Annotated in this window: 14 protein-coding genes; 4 read left to right on the top strand and 10 right to left on the bottom strand. The window is 37.2% G+C overall.

What is annotated here, in order from left to right; translation table 11 throughout:
* Window positions 1-66: 66 nt before the first annotated feature.
* The 5 genes from rnhA to MM213_RS04660 form a co-directional block, all read right to left on the bottom strand.
* On the bottom strand, window positions 67-540 hold the full coding sequence (gene rnhA / locus MM213_RS04680) for a ribonuclease HI (protein ID WP_241410314.1): 474 nt from the start codon (window positions 538-540) through the stop codon (window positions 67-69).
* Window positions 541-627: 87 nt separating this feature from the next.
* Entirely contained in the window at window positions 628-3,063 is a 2,436-nt protein-coding gene (locus MM213_RS04675; RefSeq protein ID WP_241410313.1) for a TonB-dependent receptor, read from the bottom strand.
* Between the two features lie 559 nt (window positions 3,064-3,622).
* Window positions 3,623-4,690: a M42 family metallopeptidase gene (locus MM213_RS04670; protein WP_241410312.1), complete on the bottom strand. Its 1,068-nt coding sequence runs from the start codon at window positions 4,688-4,690 to the stop codon at window positions 3,623-3,625.
* A 269-nt stretch (window positions 4,691-4,959) separates the two neighbouring features.
* Entirely contained in the window at window positions 4,960-5,346 is a 387-nt protein-coding gene (locus MM213_RS04665; RefSeq protein WP_014772372.1) for a four helix bundle protein, read from the bottom strand.
* Between the two features lie 253 nt (window positions 5,347-5,599).
* The gene (locus MM213_RS04660) at window positions 5,600-7,183 is read right to left on the bottom strand and encodes an acyl-CoA carboxylase subunit beta (RefSeq protein ID WP_241410311.1); all 1,584 of its coding nucleotides are present in this window, start codon (window positions 7,181-7,183) and stop codon (window positions 5,600-5,602) included.
* 205 nt (window positions 7,184-7,388) lie between these two features.
* Here MM213_RS04660 and MM213_RS04655 point away from each other — a divergent pair, with 205 nt between their 5' ends.
* The 4 genes from MM213_RS04655 to MM213_RS04640 all read left to right on the top strand — a co-directional run bounded on the left by MM213_RS04655 (window position 7,389) and on the right by MM213_RS04640 (window position 12,245).
* Window positions 7,389-8,345 (top strand): Ppx/GppA phosphatase family protein, encoded by a 957-nt coding sequence (locus tag MM213_RS04655; protein ID WP_241410310.1) that lies wholly within the window; start codon window positions 7,389-7,391, stop codon window positions 8,343-8,345.
* A gap of 129 nt (window positions 8,346-8,474) precedes the next feature.
* Window positions 8,475-9,548, top strand: a complete 1,074-nt coding sequence (locus tag MM213_RS04650) for an Ldh family oxidoreductase (RefSeq protein ID WP_241410309.1) — start codon at window positions 8,475-8,477, stop codon at window positions 9,546-9,548.
* A 518-nt stretch (window positions 9,549-10,066) separates the two neighbouring features.
* Window positions 10,067-11,434, top strand: a complete 1,368-nt coding sequence (locus MM213_RS04645) for a Gfo/Idh/MocA family protein (RefSeq protein ID WP_241410501.1) — start codon at window positions 10,067-10,069, stop codon at window positions 11,432-11,434.
* 88 nt (window positions 11,435-11,522) lie between these two features.
* Window positions 11,523-12,245, top strand: a complete 723-nt coding sequence (locus MM213_RS04640) for a DUF4397 domain-containing protein (protein ID WP_241410308.1) — start codon at window positions 11,523-11,525, stop codon at window positions 12,243-12,245.
* 223 nt (window positions 12,246-12,468) lie between these two features.
* On the opposite strand, the gene cysM is transcribed toward MM213_RS04640, so the two are convergent.
* From cysM to yaaA, 5 genes are all read right to left on the bottom strand, one after another.
* Window positions 12,469-13,347, bottom strand: coding sequence for a cysteine synthase CysM (gene cysM / locus MM213_RS04635; protein ID WP_241410307.1), 879 nt, complete (start codon window positions 13,345-13,347; stop codon window positions 12,469-12,471).
* A gap of 5 nt (window positions 13,348-13,352) precedes the next feature.
* Window positions 13,353-14,189 carry a serine O-acetyltransferase EpsC gene (gene epsC, locus MM213_RS04630; protein ID WP_241410306.1) on the bottom strand — a complete coding sequence of 279 codons (837 nt, stop codon included), beginning with the start codon at window positions 14,187-14,189 and terminating at the stop codon, window positions 13,353-13,355.
* Window positions 14,190-14,210: 21 nt separating this feature from the next.
* On the bottom strand, window positions 14,211-14,780 hold the full coding sequence (locus tag MM213_RS04625) for a hypothetical protein (RefSeq protein WP_241410305.1): 570 nt from the start codon (window positions 14,778-14,780) through the stop codon (window positions 14,211-14,213).
* Window positions 14,758-15,048 carry an FtsB family cell division protein gene (locus MM213_RS04620; protein ID WP_241410304.1) on the bottom strand — a complete coding sequence of 97 codons (291 nt, stop codon included), beginning with the start codon at window positions 15,046-15,048 and terminating at the stop codon, window positions 14,758-14,760. Before MM213_RS04620 ends, MM213_RS04625 begins: the two co-directional genes overlap by 23 nt.
* Window positions 15,049-15,467: 419 nt before the next feature.
* On the bottom strand, window positions 15,468-16,211 hold the full coding sequence (gene yaaA, locus MM213_RS04615) for a peroxide stress protein YaaA (protein WP_241410303.1): 744 nt from the start codon (window positions 16,209-16,211) through the stop codon (window positions 15,468-15,470).
* Window positions 16,212-16,220: the final 9 nt, after the last annotated feature.

Here is a 16,220-nt window from a genome sequence, read left to right as displayed (position 1 = left end):
CCGATCTTGATGAATCCCAAATTGCTTGAATTGAAAGAAGGAGTTTGCCATTGGAATCAACAAAGATCAAAACAAATCAGAAGCACCTTTTTTATCCGCCTCATAGCCTATGTCAGCCTGAAGGTTTCTTCCTTCAGCAGCAGACACGGCCAATTGGTCACATCGTTCATTGAGTGGATTTCCCGCATGCCCTTTTACCCAGATGAATTTCGGCTTGAATTTTAAATGCAGAGGGATGTATCTTTTCCACAAATCAACATTTTTTTTGTCCTTAAATCCTTTTTTCTGCCAACCCCAAATCCAGCCTTTTTCTACAGCATCGACAACATACTTGCTATCTGAAAAAATGGAAACAGGAATACCTAACACTTTCAGTTCTTCCAACCCCTTAATCACGGCTAAGAGTTCCATTCTATTGTTGGTGGTAAGCCTAAAACCTTCCGAAAGTTCTTTCCTGTGTTGATTATAAAGCAGCACTGTTCCAAATCCACCTGGACCTGGGTTTCCCTTTGCTGCTCCATCTGTATAAATCGTAATCATCCTACAAAGAAACGGAGTTCAAAATAATAAACCACCTAAAAATGAAAAAATCCAAAAGGGCTCTCCTTTTGGATTTTTCTTGAGAGGTTAAAAATCTCCATCATCGAAATCATCCCTGTCTCTATCTTCTCTTCCGTTTCTTTTATCCTTAAACCCTCCAAATCTGTAGGTAAAAGATAAAGTACCAATTCTGGTTTCTCTATTGAACATTCGATCTTGTGTGAATCTTTGATCTTCTGTTCTGATTTTGAAAATTCTTGTATTGAATATATCACTTACATTAAGACTTATTGTGGCTTTTTTATCCAAAATATCTTTTCGTAAACCTACATTCACACCCCATAGTGGCTCTATCTCCCCTTGAGGCAAGACTATTGGGCCTCTATAGTCTCCTTGTATTTGTAAGGTTGCAAACTTCGGAATTGCCATATTAGCCAGCAAATTCACTGTCCAAGAAAAGTTGGAATTATTGAAACCTGCTTCAATATTATCACCTTGAATTTCAGAATAGAAGAAATTCCCTGAAAGCGTCGCATCAAACCATTGTGTAAACTGAATTTGATTGATCAATTCAAAACCTGTACTCGCACGACTATTTGCATTTTCTCTAGTCTGGATTGCAACATTATCATCATTTAGCCGAATCACCCTAGTTTGGATATCTGTAGAATACCTATGGTAAACTGTGGCATTCAATAGGTACTTTTCCCAACCTTTCATGTATCCTACTTCATAACTATTTGTGAATTCAGGTTGAAGCTGAGGGTTACCAATACTTAAATTGTACAAATCCCCAACTCCAAATATCGGAGCCAATGACCAAATCCCAGGTCTTGAAATCCTACGACTGAAATTTGCCGTAAACTCCTCTTCCTGTCTAATTTCGTAACTTAAATAAGCACTTGGAAAAATATTGAAGTAATTGTTGACAAATTGCGACTGGTCACTTTCCAATGTAGAAATAGTCTCTGTATATTCTGCTCTCAATCCACCTTGATAGCCTAATTTCCCGATTTTATTTCTGTAACTCAAATAGGTAGCATATACATCTTCCTTGAAATTAAATCCATCACTAAAGAAATCATTCAGTACTGGATTGAAACCATTATCTTCATTGCCTTCTGAAAAATTTTGGGAACGATCCCATTGCCCAAATGTTCCTTTCAGTCCAGTTTCCAACATTCCTCCACCAATGAAGGGCTTTTCATAATCCAGCTGTAACACATACAAATTACTTGTCTGAGGCCTCTCATTGATTTGGAGAATTCTATTGGAAGGTACCTCTTGATTAAATGAGTTGAAAAAAGTTTGGTTATAAATCTCCTCTTGTGTCCTTTCATCTCTTGAAAAAGATGCAGAAGTAAAGAATCGCTGTCCTAAAGTATCCAAATCGACAGAATAATTTATTCCGGTTTCAAAATTTGTACTAAATCTAGTCTCTTGATTATCTCTTAGAAACAAACTATCAAGACCTTGATTGGCATTAATGTTTCTTTGGTTCAAAAGTTCACTACCTGTTCTATCTCTAAAATTCCCTTGGGCATAAACTCCCAAGTTTTTGTTTTCAGTCAAGCGCCAATCTACCCCACCTCTCACAAGGTGATTGACATCTCTGTTCAATTGGAAAGCATCTTGATCCAAAATTGGGGAAACTCCAGAAATATTTGATTGTCTAAAAGATTCACTTTCTCTGAACCTTCTTCTATCTTGGAAACTATAAGATAAATAATAATTTGCCTTTTCTGTTCCGTAATTCATGTTTAGACCAGCACTATATTTATCTCGTGTCCCCACGGAAGCATCAACTTGCCCATTAAGACCTGTTTTCTCATTCTTTTTAAGGATAATGTTAATAATCCCACCAACACCTGTCGCATCATATCTAGATGATGGATTGGTAATCAATTCTACAGACTTGATACTGTTAGCTGGAAATTGGGCTAGCACACTTTCTGCATCGTCACCAGATAAGTTTGAAGGTCGGCCATTGATGTAAATCAATATATTCCCACTTCCTCTCATCGAAATCCCCCCTTCATCATCCATTTGAATCGATGGCAAGGTGGACAATAGCTCGGAAGCAGTGGCACCTTCGGCAACAATGCTGTTTTCTACATTATACCTTCTCTTGTCAATATCACTTTCAAACATAGAGGTCACCCCTTCCACTACTACTTCATCGAGATTTTGTGCGTCTTTTCTCAGTCTTACATTTCCTACATTGACTACTTCTTTCTCTCCTACAGTGACATTTCTAAATCTACTCTCGTAACCTATGAAACCTACTCTTAGGATGTAGTTACCCGGACTACTTGTAAAAGAAAAAGTACCATCCAATTCACTCATGCCCCCTGTCACCAATGTCGAATCTTCGGTAGAGAGTAAGGCTATATTAGCAAACTCTAGAGGATCTGAAGATTCCGCTTCAATTACTTTCCCCTTGATCTCTATACTTTGCGCTTTAGTACCTTGTATAGAGAAAAGAGAAACAGTAAATAGTAAATAAGATAAAATCTTTAACATAGTTGGTTTATTTTAATATTTATTTAAAATATTACAATTGGAATATTATATCGATAGACGATTATTAAAATCAGATATGCGATATAAACAAGTAAATATTTAGTGTATTTAAAAATAAAATTTTTATTAGCTGAAATTTTACAAATTAGTATTTCTAATTTAAATTTAATTTACACTTGAATAAAGCATACTATTAAAAACGATATAATCGGTGCATTGTTCCCTGATTTCTTGTATATACATGTATGGTCATATAGATTGTTGTATAGATATATGATTACACAAGAGGGGGAGGGCCGCGTAAAAACTATGTTTGATTTAAAATCTAATAATCAGCACTTTATCACAATTGTTTCAATTGACTTTTTAAAAAAATCTGTAGTAAAAAAGTTTATAATTACTTTTAAAAGCAAGGACCTAAGTACTCAGCGTCAAAGGGTTTACGAATCATGCAATGTTTGTTATCACTAAAAAACAATCACATAATATCTGTATTTTGTCTTTGACACTGAGAGCTTAATCTTTTAATTGTCCAATAATCTTAAGATAAATAACCTTATCAAACAACATACCTAAAGTCAAACTTTGGATCGAAGTCTTCTAGGAATCCCTTGATCAATTGGATGACTTGCTGGATATCTTCTTTGCTGGCAGTTTCCACCGTTGTGTGCATATATTTCAATGGCAAAGAAATCAAAGCTGATGGTACTCCCTCGTTAGAGTATGCAAATGCGTCAGTATCCGTTCCTGTAACACGAGAAGCCGCAGAACGTTGGAAACTGATTTCTCTTTTCGTGGCAGAATCAATGATTAAATCCAATAATTTTTTATGAACAGATGCCCCATAAGTTAAAACTGGGCCTTTTCCTGCTACCAAGTCTCCTGATGTGATTTTATTATACATTGGCGCGGTCGTGTCATGACATACATCTGTGATGATAGCTACTTGAGGCTTGATTCTCGCAGCAATCATGGAAGCACCTCGAAGACCTATTTCTTCCTGTACAGCATTTACGATATATAACCCGAAAGGTAATTTGACTTTGGATTCGTGAAGCAACCTTGCTACCTCAGCAATCATAAAACCTCCTACTCTATTATCCAAGGCTCTACCGCTATAGAATTTATCATTCAACTCTGTCAACTCATCTTGAAACGTGATCACACAACCTACATGAATACCCATTTTTTCCACTTCCTCTTTGGTCCTGGCTCCTACATCAATAAAAATATTGTCCAATGTTGGCGCGTCTTCTTTCCCATCTTTCCTCACATGTATTGCCGGCCAACCAAAAACTCCTGGAATGACTTTCTCATCTGTATGGATATTGACACGCATGGATGGTGCGATCATGTGATCTGAGCCACCATTTCTTCTTACATAAATGTAGCCTTCCGGAGTAATGTAATTGACAAACCAACTGATCTCATCCGCATGAGCTTCAATTACCACTTTGAATTCAGCATCGGGGTTGATCACCCCTACTGCCGTTCCATAATTGTCCGTAAAGTGAGTATCTACATAAGGCTTGATATAATCCAACCATACCTGCTGCCCTGAAGCTTCAAAACCTGTTGGACTTGCTGTATTGAGGTATTTGTATATAAATTTTTCTGATTTTGACATCCTGTATTGATTATTTGATTGATAAGTTGAATTTGTGTATTCGGTTGATTAATTAAATTGGTAATAAGTTAATTGGGGAATTAAGTTATTGGTTGAAATGTTGAATTTGGTAACTTGGGAATGGTTAAGTAAGATATTGATCTATTTATTTGCCCTCACATCGTTACAAGAAACTAAGAGATAGAAACTTTTTAAATGAAAAGAATGCCATTTTTAAATTAACAACAATATCTTAATTACATTTCAAACCTTTTAAAGCTCTTCCGTAATCATTTTGGTGGTGCAGTACCAGACTTTACTTTTATTAAATAGCTAATGTATCCATTCAACAATCTTAGACATTCCCCATGAAGGTTTCTAAACCCTAACAAATCCTCATTAGATATATAACCTTCATCATTTGCAATGATCATATGGTCTAAGGTTTCCTCAAGAGAACCGCGAGCAATTCTACAAAACTGTATGTTTTCCTGAAAAAAGAACCTTCCATAACCTTCTGCTATATTATTGGTAATTGACCTGGAGGATCTAATTACTTGCTTTTCTAGAACATATTTTTCCTCATTTGGGAATTTTTGTACTAGCTTTTTAACAAACATTCGTAGATCTCTACTCTTTTTCCATACCTCTAAATCCTCAAAAGTCTGAAATCCCATTCTCTTAATATTTAATAGTTTTGCAATTAGATAGCTAAGTTATCAAACAGATTATTGATTTTTTGAATTGAATCTAATAGAAAGAAAATCAAATATCTTGACCTTACATTGCAACAGCTTTTATGAAATATCTTAATACAAATAACTTTTTTTCAACAACTCAAGTTCTTTCAGCTAATCAACACCTCTGACCGATAACTAATTCAACTAATCTCCAAGTAACTATTTAACCAATCACTCAATAACCAATCGACTACAAAGGAATATTCCCATGCTTTTTCCTTGGGAGTTTGTCCACTTTGTTTTCTAGCATTTTGAATCCTCGGATTAGTTTCTCACGGGTTTCGGAAGGGATGATGACTTCATCTATGAAACCTCTATGGGCCGCTCTGTATGGGTTTGCGAATTTGGCTGTGTAGTCGTCAATTTTTTCCTGAAGCTTTTCTTCTGGATTTTCGGCTTCTGCAATTTCTCTTTTGAAAATAATCTCTGCGGCTCCTTTTGCACCCATCACAGCAATCTCAGCCGTTGGCCATGCAAAATTCAAATCAGCTCCTATGTGTTTGGAGTTCATCACATCATAGGCGCCTCCATAGGCTTTTCTTGTGATCACTGTAATTCTAGGGACTGTTGCTTCTGAGAATGCATATAGGAGTTTCGCTCCATTGGTGATAATTCCATTCCACTCTTGATCTGTACCTGGTAAAAATCCCGGCACATCCACCAAAACCAATAGTGGAACATTAAATGAATCGCAGAACCTGACAAATCTTGCGGCTTTGACAGAGGCATCATTGTCCAAAACCCCTGCCATAGACTGAGGTTGATTACCAACTATTCCGATACTTCTACCGGCTAACCTTGCAAATCCAACTACAATATTATCAGCGAAATTTTTATGTACTTCCAAAAATGAGCTTTCATCCACTATTCCATCAACGACTTCCCTGATGTCATAAGGATGATTGGCATTGTCAGGAATGATATCATTTAAAACAGGCCTTGATTCATCCTCTTTCAACTCATACGCATAGACCGGCGCTTCATCTTCACAGTTTTGAGGAATATAGCTCAGGAGTTGTTTGAGGTGATTGATACATTCAAGTTCGTTTGCACAAGAAAAATGGGTAACACCACTTTTGGAGCTATGTGTACTCGCCCCTCCGAGTTCCTCTGCTGTGACGGTCTCTTGGGTTACTGTTTTGACCACATTCGGTCCCGTCACAAACATGTACGAGGTATTCTCTACCATCAAGATAAAGTCTGTGATAGCTGGAGAATAAACTGCCCCACCAGCAGATGGTCCCATGATGGCAGAAAGCTGCGGCACCACACCCGAAGCGAGTGTATTGCGGTAAAAAATATCTGCATAACCACCAAGTGAAACCACCCCTTCCTGAATCCTCGCACCTCCAGAATCATTCAGTCCTATAATGGGAGCACCATTTTTCATGGCCATGTCCATTACTTTACAGATTTTCTCTGCGTGAGTTTCTGAAAGAGAACCTCCAAAAACCGTAAAATCTTGAGAATAAACATACGTCAGCCTTCCATTGATTTCTCCATATCCGGTCACAACTCCATCCCCTAGATAATGCTCCTTGTCCAAACCAAAATCTTTTGCCCTATGCATGACAAATTTATCTATTTCTTGAAACGACCCTTCGTCCATCAGAAGGTGAATTCGTTCCCTTGCAGTAAGCTTTCCTTTTTTGTGCTGTGCTGCGATTCTCGCCTCACCTCCACCCAAAAGGGCTTCTTCATTTTTTTTCTTCAATAAATCAATTTTGTCCTTATTCGTAGGCAGGGTGTAAACACCTTTGGTTTGGCTATCCATATCAGTCTAATGTTAATTTGGTTGTTTCAAATATACGGAGCAGAGTATTAGTGGAAAAACAATTCTGAAATTAGATCAAAAAAATCAAAGTTAAGGTGTTGTTAATTTTTAAGGAGAATTGCTTAATTCATCTCCATAAAATTGTTTGAAGACCACCAGTTTTAAATAAAACCTCTATATTCGCAGAACTTTAATTTAGGCGATTATGAAACCTAGAAAAGCAGCGATAATTGATATGGGTACCAATACATTTCATTTGTTATTGGTGAATTTGTATGCAGGAGATTTTACAACTATTTATAAAGAAAAAATTGCTGTAAAAGTAGGACAAGGAGGTATTTCCGACAATATCATCACGCAAGAAGCCAAAAAAAGAGCCTTTCATACATTGCTACATTTCAGGAATCTAATTGATGGGGAAGGAATCACTGAAGTTTTTGCTTTTGCTACAAGTGCCGTAAGAAATGCGGAAAACGGGACACAATTTGTAGAAGAAATAAAAGAGAAATTCAACATAGCTGTACAGGTAATCGATGGTCAGCAAGAAGCCCAACTAATCTATGAAGGAATTCGGTTTAGCGGATCTTTAAGTAGGGAAAATCATCTGATGATGGATATAGGGGGAGGATCTGTGGAATTCATAATCGGTAATGAATACGAAGCTCTTTGGAAACAGAGTTTTGAAATCGGTGGGCAGAGGTTGTTGGATCTTTTTCATTATCATGACCCAATTCATGCAGAAGAGGTATCCAATTTAACCTTATTTTTAGAAGAGAAATTGACAGACCTCGTTGATGCAATCAAAACTTATGAACCAACTGGATTGGTAGGTGCATCTGGGACTTTTGATACATTAAGTGATATTTATTATGCCTCACAACAAATAAAGAAAGGTAAAACAGAACAAACTTTCATGCTGCCTCGTGTTGGATTTGAGGTTATTGCTGATCAACTATTAAATCTCAACAAGTCTGAGCGACTCAAAATACCAGGAATGATCCCAATGAGGGTAGATATGATAGTGGTTGCCTCCTGCTTGATCTCTTATATTTTAAAGCATATTTCAGTAGAGAAGCTTATTTGTTCAAGTTTTGCCCTCAAAGAGGGAGTGATTTCCCAGTTGATAGGAAAAAATTCCTTTGAAAGTGCTCAATTAAATTAAAGAGACTATTGTAGGGCACTATATCTGAAGCTCAACGATATCATAAATTTGAGCCTTTTGATATTCCGATTACTATAGCTGTTGATTATCGGCAAATATCTTTCACTCCAAAAAAACTATGCGTTTATTATGAATAAATTTACTTATCAAGACCTTTTTTCTTTTTCCAAACAAATACTTCTCAACATTGGGTGCCCTGAAGAAGACGCTTCACTTGCCGCCAAAGTCTTGCTTTCAGCAGATTTAAGAGGAGTTGATTCGCACGGAGTTGCGAGGTTGTCGGGATATGTCAGGCTTTGGGAAAAAGGACGGATAAACCCCACTCCCAATGTACATGTAAGCTACGAAACTCCCAGTACTGCTGTAGTTGATGGTGATGGAGGACTTGGATTGGTAGTAGCGCCATATGCCATGCAAGTAGCAATAGAAAAAGCAAAAACAGCTGGCACAGGTTGGGTTTCTGTTAAAAATTCTAATCATTACGGAATAGCTGGTTACCATGCCATGATGGCATTGGAGCATGATATGATTGGGATTTCACTCACCAATGCAAGCCCTTTGGTAAGTCCTACATTTTCTAAAGAAAGAATGCTTGGGACAAACCCAATTTCAGTGGCAATTCCTGCAAAGAATCAACCTCCTTTTGTAGCAGACATGGCTACTACCACAGCTGCAAACGGAAAACTTGAAATCCTTCAGCGCAAAGACCTTGATGCTCCATTGGGCTGGGTACAAGATGCTGAAGGTATTCCAACAACTGATGCAAATGGTGTAAAAAAGGGTGGTGCACTCTTGCCGCTTGGAGGTGATCGGGAACATGGTTCACACAAAGGTTATATCCTTGGTTCGATAGTAGATATTTTTTCTGCGGTTTTGTCAGGGGCAAATTATGGGCCTTGGGCGCCTCCATTTGTAGCTTTTTTGGAGCCAGATCCTAATCCTGTCGGAGAAGGTTTGGGGCATTTCTTTGGTGCTATGCGTGTAGATGCATTTCGCCCAGCTGATGAATTCAAAAGCCATATGGATAATTGGATTTCAAGATTTAGATCTGCTAAACCAATTCTAGGCCATGAAAAAGTCCTCATCCCAGGAGATCCTGAAAGAGAATTGGAAGCAGAAAGAATGGAAAATGGAATCCCACTTATCAAACCCGTAGAAGATGACCTTAGAGCTTTGGGTGAGAAGTTTGGCGTTGTGCTTTGAGAGAATTAGTTAATTTAGTTATTGAGTAACTAGGGGAATTAGGCTATTGGGGAATTATGTTTTTGAGGGATTTGTGAGGAGAGAGACATGAGATATGAGACATGAGACGATGAAAACCACGAAGTGATTAAACTTTGATTAACCCGGAGTTGTAACTCGGGAAATATTGGATGATACAGGATTCATGACCACCCATAAGAACCCTTCCTGACCCCGATAAGAATATCGGGGCTATCGGCACGGGAGGTTAAACTTCTCTAATCAATAGAAAAAAGTGTCAACTTCTATTAGAACTTTGGCAATTTATAAATACATTTTGTATGTGGTTTACCTAATCACTTTACAATCAACCAACCTCTTTTTTGAGGTCCATTTTTAAACTATTCAACTCAATAAACCAATAACTCCTTTGACGAACACGCTGATCAGTGAAGGTTTTTTCTAGTTTTGCCACATTTCCGAATAGGCTAAAAACTTTTGTATATTGGTCACTCAAAACACTTTCACTCTTTAGTTATATGGACAACCTGCAAAAAGGAAGAAGATCGTTTATCAAAAAATCAGCAGCAGCTTTGGCGCTTTCAAGTTTGGGATTGGCCTCTTTTCAGCCTATTCAAAACAAGGAAAAACTTAAAGTAGCTTTGATAGGATGTGGATGGTATGGAAAAATGGACCTATGGAGATTGATTCAGATTGCAAATGTAGATGTGGTCGCTCTCTGTGACGTGGACAGCAAGCACCTTGAGGAAGCAAATTCAATTTTGAAAAACAGATTACCAACAAGTGACCCTAAACTTTATAAAGATTATAGTGAATTATTAAAATCCCATCAGCTCGACATTACTATCATTGGCACGCCTGATCACTGGCATGCACTTCAAACGATAGACGCAATGAAAGCCGGTTCCCATGTCTATTTGCAAAAACCTATTTCAGTGGATGTAATTGAAGGTGAAGCTGTAGTAGCTGCTGCAAAAAAATATGATAAAATCATCCAAGTGGGACTTCAAAGAAGAAGCACTCCGCACTTGATTGACGCCAAAAACATGATCATTGGTTCAGGAAAGCTGGGGAAAATTGCCCATGTGGAGATTTGTTCATATTACCATATGAGAGCAAATGGAAATCCTCCAGAGCAAGAAATCCCCAACCATTTTGACTATGAACTTTGGACTGGCCCTGCCCCAATGAGGCCTTTTGATGGACTTCCACATCAGAGGTGGTGGAGGACATTTATGGAATATGGAAATGGAATCACTGGTGATATGTGTGTCCACATGCTAGATTGTGTTCGTTGGATGTTGGATTTGGGTTGGCCTAATAAAATTTCCGCTACAGGTGGAATTTTTGTTCAGAAAGAAGGGAAATCAAATATTGCAGATACACAAACAGCAATTTTTGAGTACGATGATATTAATATAGTCTGGCAACACAGAACTTGGGGGCCTCCTCAAGATCCAGATTATCCATGGGCATTCAAAATATTTGGCGAAAAAGGATACTTGGCTGGCAGCCCGTTCAGAGCTGATTTTGTTCCTTCAGAAAAAAATGAAGAAAAAATTCACTGGGATGCTGTCTATGAAAAAGACAAATACCCTGAAGACTTGAGTGAAAAAGGAATTGAACTTCATGCTGTACCAGCTACTAGAAAGCATTTTGAGAATTTGATAAACGCTATCAATATAGATTCACAACCTATTGCAGATGTAATAAATAGTCACATCTCAACAGCTAGCTGCATTCTAGCAAATATCTCAATGAAGTTGGGCAGGCCACTTTCATATGATCCAGAGTCTATGACGGTACCATTAGATGAAGAGGCAACTACAAAATTAAGAAGACCATATAGAAAACCATGGGTTCATCCAGAGCCTAATCATATCTAAATATTTTTTGTAGAGCTGTGTAGCATTTCAGAAACTTTGTCCGTCATGGGATAGAAATGACAAAAAAGATATTTCTAAACCAATTATTATGATTACTCCGATTAAAATTTCTCAAAAATTAAAATCCTTTGGATTTTTGGTACTGATTGCACTCAGTATTGGGCTTACTTCATGTTTGAATGATAATGATTCAACTCCGATACCTCCAGCGGCATTTGTTTCTATTTACCATGGCTCACCAGATGCTCCTAGTTTAGACGTATTTGCCAACAGCAATCGTGTGACTAACAACCCTTTCCGCTACAGCGAAACTTTGCCTTACAGCAGGTATTATTTAGGTGAAAGGACTTTTAAATTTTCTCCTTTCAATTCTGTCACTTCCTTGTTGGAAAAGAAATTCACGGTTGAGCAAGATTCAGTATATTCTGTCTTTCTTGCTGGCAATGTAGATGATTTGGACGCAATATTTGTGACAGATAGATGGGAAACTCCAGTACAAGGTAAAGCTCAGCTAAGATTTGTGCACCTTTCACCAGATGCAGGCACGGTAGACATACAAGTCTCTGATTCAGGAAATCCTTTGATTGATGATGCAGATTTCAAATCACATACTGATTTTGAGAGTTTGGATTCAGGCACATATAACTTCAGAGTAATTTCAAAGACTACAGGTGAAACAATACTTACAGCAAACAATGTTGAATTAAGAGGAAGTAGAGTTTATACGCTAATTCTAAGAGGACTTCAAGAAGAAGGCACTGAAGTTGACAAAAGATTAAATCTTCAGTTAGTTACAAATTTTATAAACTAACAACCCACGTTGAATAACAATCAATCCCAGAGTATTAACTATTCTGGGATTTTTTATTTTACCAGCAGAATAGCTTCTTAGAATTATTGAAACTATCAGATGATTAGCATCATACAAAATCAAAAAACCATAGATTAATTTCAAAAGCTAACCTAAGGGTTTTATTCAACTTTTTAATCTTTAGAAGCCTCAAAATGCGGACTGAAAATCAGAACTTTACCTATCACCCAAAAAGATCAGAACTAAGATAGCGATCGCCACGATCGCAGGTAATACATACAATTACCCCTTCAGTCAACTCATTAGCCAAGCGCAAGGCTGCACACAATGCTCCACCGCTGCTCATGCCTGCAAGTATCCCTTCTTCCTTGGCCATTCTTCTTGTCATTGAAGTAGCGTCTTGTTCACTCACATCAATTATTCTGTCTACACGTTTAGGGTCAAAAATTTTCGGTAAAAATTCAGGTGACCATCTTCTAATTCCTGGAATGCTTGAGCCATCAGTAGGCTGGGTTCCTACGATTTGAATGGCATTGTTTTTTTCTTTTAGGTATTTGGAAACTCCCATAATCGTCCCTGTTGTACCCATAGCAGATACAAAATGAGTTATTTTCCCTTCTGTATCATTCCAAATTTCTGGGCCAGTACTTTTGTAATGAGAAAGGTAATTATCCTTATTAGCAAATTGATTAAGCATGAAATAACCATCTTCATCAGCCATTTTTTCAGCTAATTCCCGAGAATATTCAATGGTTTTTTCCGCTGGGGTGAGAATCACTTTCGCTCCGTAGGCTTCCATAGACAATACACGCTCTTTGGTAGAATTACCTGGCATCACTAAAGTCATCTGCACGCCCAAACTGTTTGCTACCATCGCAAGAGCAATTCCAGTATTACCACTGGTAGCTTCTACCAACTTATCTCCTTTTTTGATATCTCCTCTTTCCAAAGCAGATTGGATCATATTGTAGGCAGCTCTGTCTTTGACACTTCCTCCGGGATTTTGCCCTTCCAATTTGCAAAAAATCTTAACTTTTGGGTTTGTCGGAATTGTATTTAGCTCTACTAAAGGCGTATTTCCTATCAATTCAAATAATTTCATCTGAGCTATTCTGAGTCATTTCTAAAAACATAAACATCTGTTATTTCATTATCAGCATTATACATTTTTGCTTGATAATAAATCTTGCTATTGGCTGGAACCGATTTGGTCAACCAGACATTGCCTCCTATGATGGAATTCTCCCCTATAACAGTGTTACCACCCAAAATAGTGGCTCCTGCATAAATAACCACATTGTTTTCAATTGTCGGATGCCGCTTGGTGTCTGCGTCTTCCTTGTGAACACTAAGTGCTCCCAATGTAACACCTTGATACAATTTGACAAAATTGCCAATTACAGTAGTCTCACCCACTACCAAACCCGTACCATGATCTATACAGAAATGATGTCCTATACTTGCTCCAGGATGAATATCAATCCCAGTCCTACTATGCGCAAACTCCGTGATGATCCTTGGAATCATTTTGATACCCAACAGATACATCTCGTGGGAAATCCTATAGGCTGCGATTGCATAGAATCCCGGATAACATCTCAAAATTTCAGCTCGTGATTTGGATGCAGGATCTCCTGAAAACATAGCATCAACATCCTGATGTATCAAATCAAACACCTCTGAAAGGTTGTCAAAAAACTTATCACTTAATGATTCTCCATCACCATGGTGTAAATGTTTATTTTTGACCAAAATATCTGAAAATTGTGATTTCAAAGCTCCAAAGCTCTGCTCAATTTCTGCTTTATCCTTAACTATATTTAAAGCATGTTCTGGAAATAACAGACCTAATAAAGATTCAAAAAAGGTCTGAATCAACTTTGGAGAGGGGCATTCAGGGCAATCTTGGTGTGATTTATAAACTTTGTCAATTAATTTTTTCATACTTGTCTGAGTGATGTCAAATCAAAATACAAAACCCACCCGAATCACATAAGGTTCATTATAAGGTGATCTTAAATTATCATGAAGAAGATTGTACAAAAATGTAAAGTTAGCACCTCCCCTGTTACCGAAAGGTGTGAAATATCCTGCCCCAACAAAAAATGAAGGAACCCACTCCCGTCTGTATTCAGCTGTATTTCTATTGAACAAATCAAAATTCAACATTTCATATTCTGTATGGGCAAATATGTTTGGAAAAACATTGTATCTCAAAAATGTTCGTCCTCCATATAGGTTTCTATTCCCAGTTGAATTTCCAAAAAATCTGCGATCATCAAAATATTGATATGTGGCACCAAGACCTCCAGAAAACTTATCTGTAATCATCACTCCTACCAAGGGTGAAACATCCACAAATGTGATTGTACCAAATTGCATTGCAAGATTACCTCCAAAATATAATCTTTCACTAAAAGGCGGGTTACTTTCTGGATCTATTTCCCTTTGTGCTTGAGCACCGAAATGAAAACAAAATAACAATGCAGCAATTAAAAATAAACTGAAATCTTTATTTGTCTTGGATAATAACATAGAGGTCTTCTGTTTTCTTTTTCATCAAATACCTTTCACGGGCAAACTTCTCAAGAAGTTCATTATTACTCATCAATTCTTGCCTGTCTTGCTTAATTTTTTCCTTCCTTTCGAGAAGATACTCTTTTTGATTCTCCAATTCCTTCACTTTGGAATTCAGCTTAAACTGAGAAAAAATATCATTTGAGTCAATGAAAACCATCCATAGCACAAACAATACTGTGAATATGAAATAAAAATTCTTAGTGTATTTTAAGTATTTACCCATTTTAAGAAAAGCTAATCATTTAACAAATATAGAAAATTCGACAACATAGATAATAGAAGAATCTCTAATTAAATTAGCCTGCTATCAATTATATGTCGTTGTGAAGGTACTTGATACTTTATTTACTGTTTATTTTAGATTTGTTTTTACAATTGGCACTTCATCATTCGATGTTTAAAGCACTCTCGGTGGCCCCGTTAGCAATTGGGGGATATGCATTTTGTCAATTATGAATTTTGAACTCCGAATAATGAATCAAGGATTCAGCAGGCTCTTAATTGTAATCCCATCCACATCACTGTAAACGACCCTGCATATTTCAACTTTATTGCCACCATATTCCCATGGTATATCTAATTTTCTAATTCACCATTCCTTTCGCATTTACAAGATAACTGTGCCACACACTGCTCTCAAAATCACCTCACAAACCTCCACTCAGAACCATCGCCATGCAATTCGTAACCAGCCTCATTGAAAGTTTTTAGTTTCTCAGGGTCATTGATTCTGTTTTTGATGATAAAATCTGTCATCAACCCCCTAGCTTGTTTGGCGAAAATACCAACGATTTGATAATTACCGTTTTTGTACTCTTGAAAAACAGGCGAGACGACTTTGGACTTTAATTCATCTTGATTTACAGCCTTAAAGTATTCCTGAGAAGCTAAATTCACAATAGGTTCTCCTGTTGATGCAGTATTGATGGCTTTTACAATTCTATCACTCCAAAATTCATAAAGGTTTTTCCCCTTTTTATTCTCCAATTTGATCCCCATTTCCAAACGATAGGGTTGAATTAGATCCATAGGCTTCAACAAACCATATAGGCCTGACAAAATCCTGAGGTGATTTTGCGCAAACTCAAAATCTTCTTTCGAATAATTATCTACATCAATTTTGGTGTAAACATCCCCTTTGAATGCCAATAAAGCCTGCTTTGCATTCTCAGGATCAAAAGATTTTTTGAACTCCTTATATCTCTTTTCATTCAAAGACGCAATATTTTCGCTGACCCCCATCAGTTTCCTTATCTCGTCAGTACTTTTCTTTTTCATGATAGACACTAGTTCAAATGTCTCTTTTTGAAAATCTGGGGTTGTAAAAACTTCAACATCCGTACTCGTTAAGTCTAATGTTTTTGCAGGAGAAATTAATGTAATCATATATATTTA

The organism is Belliella alkalica, assembly GCF_022549785.1.
Taxonomy (GTDB): Bacteria; Bacteroidota; Bacteroidia; order Cytophagales; family Cyclobacteriaceae; genus Belliella; species Belliella alkalica.
Note: the sequence above shows the minus strand (reverse complement) of the source record. Positions and strands in the feature narration are given on the sequence as shown.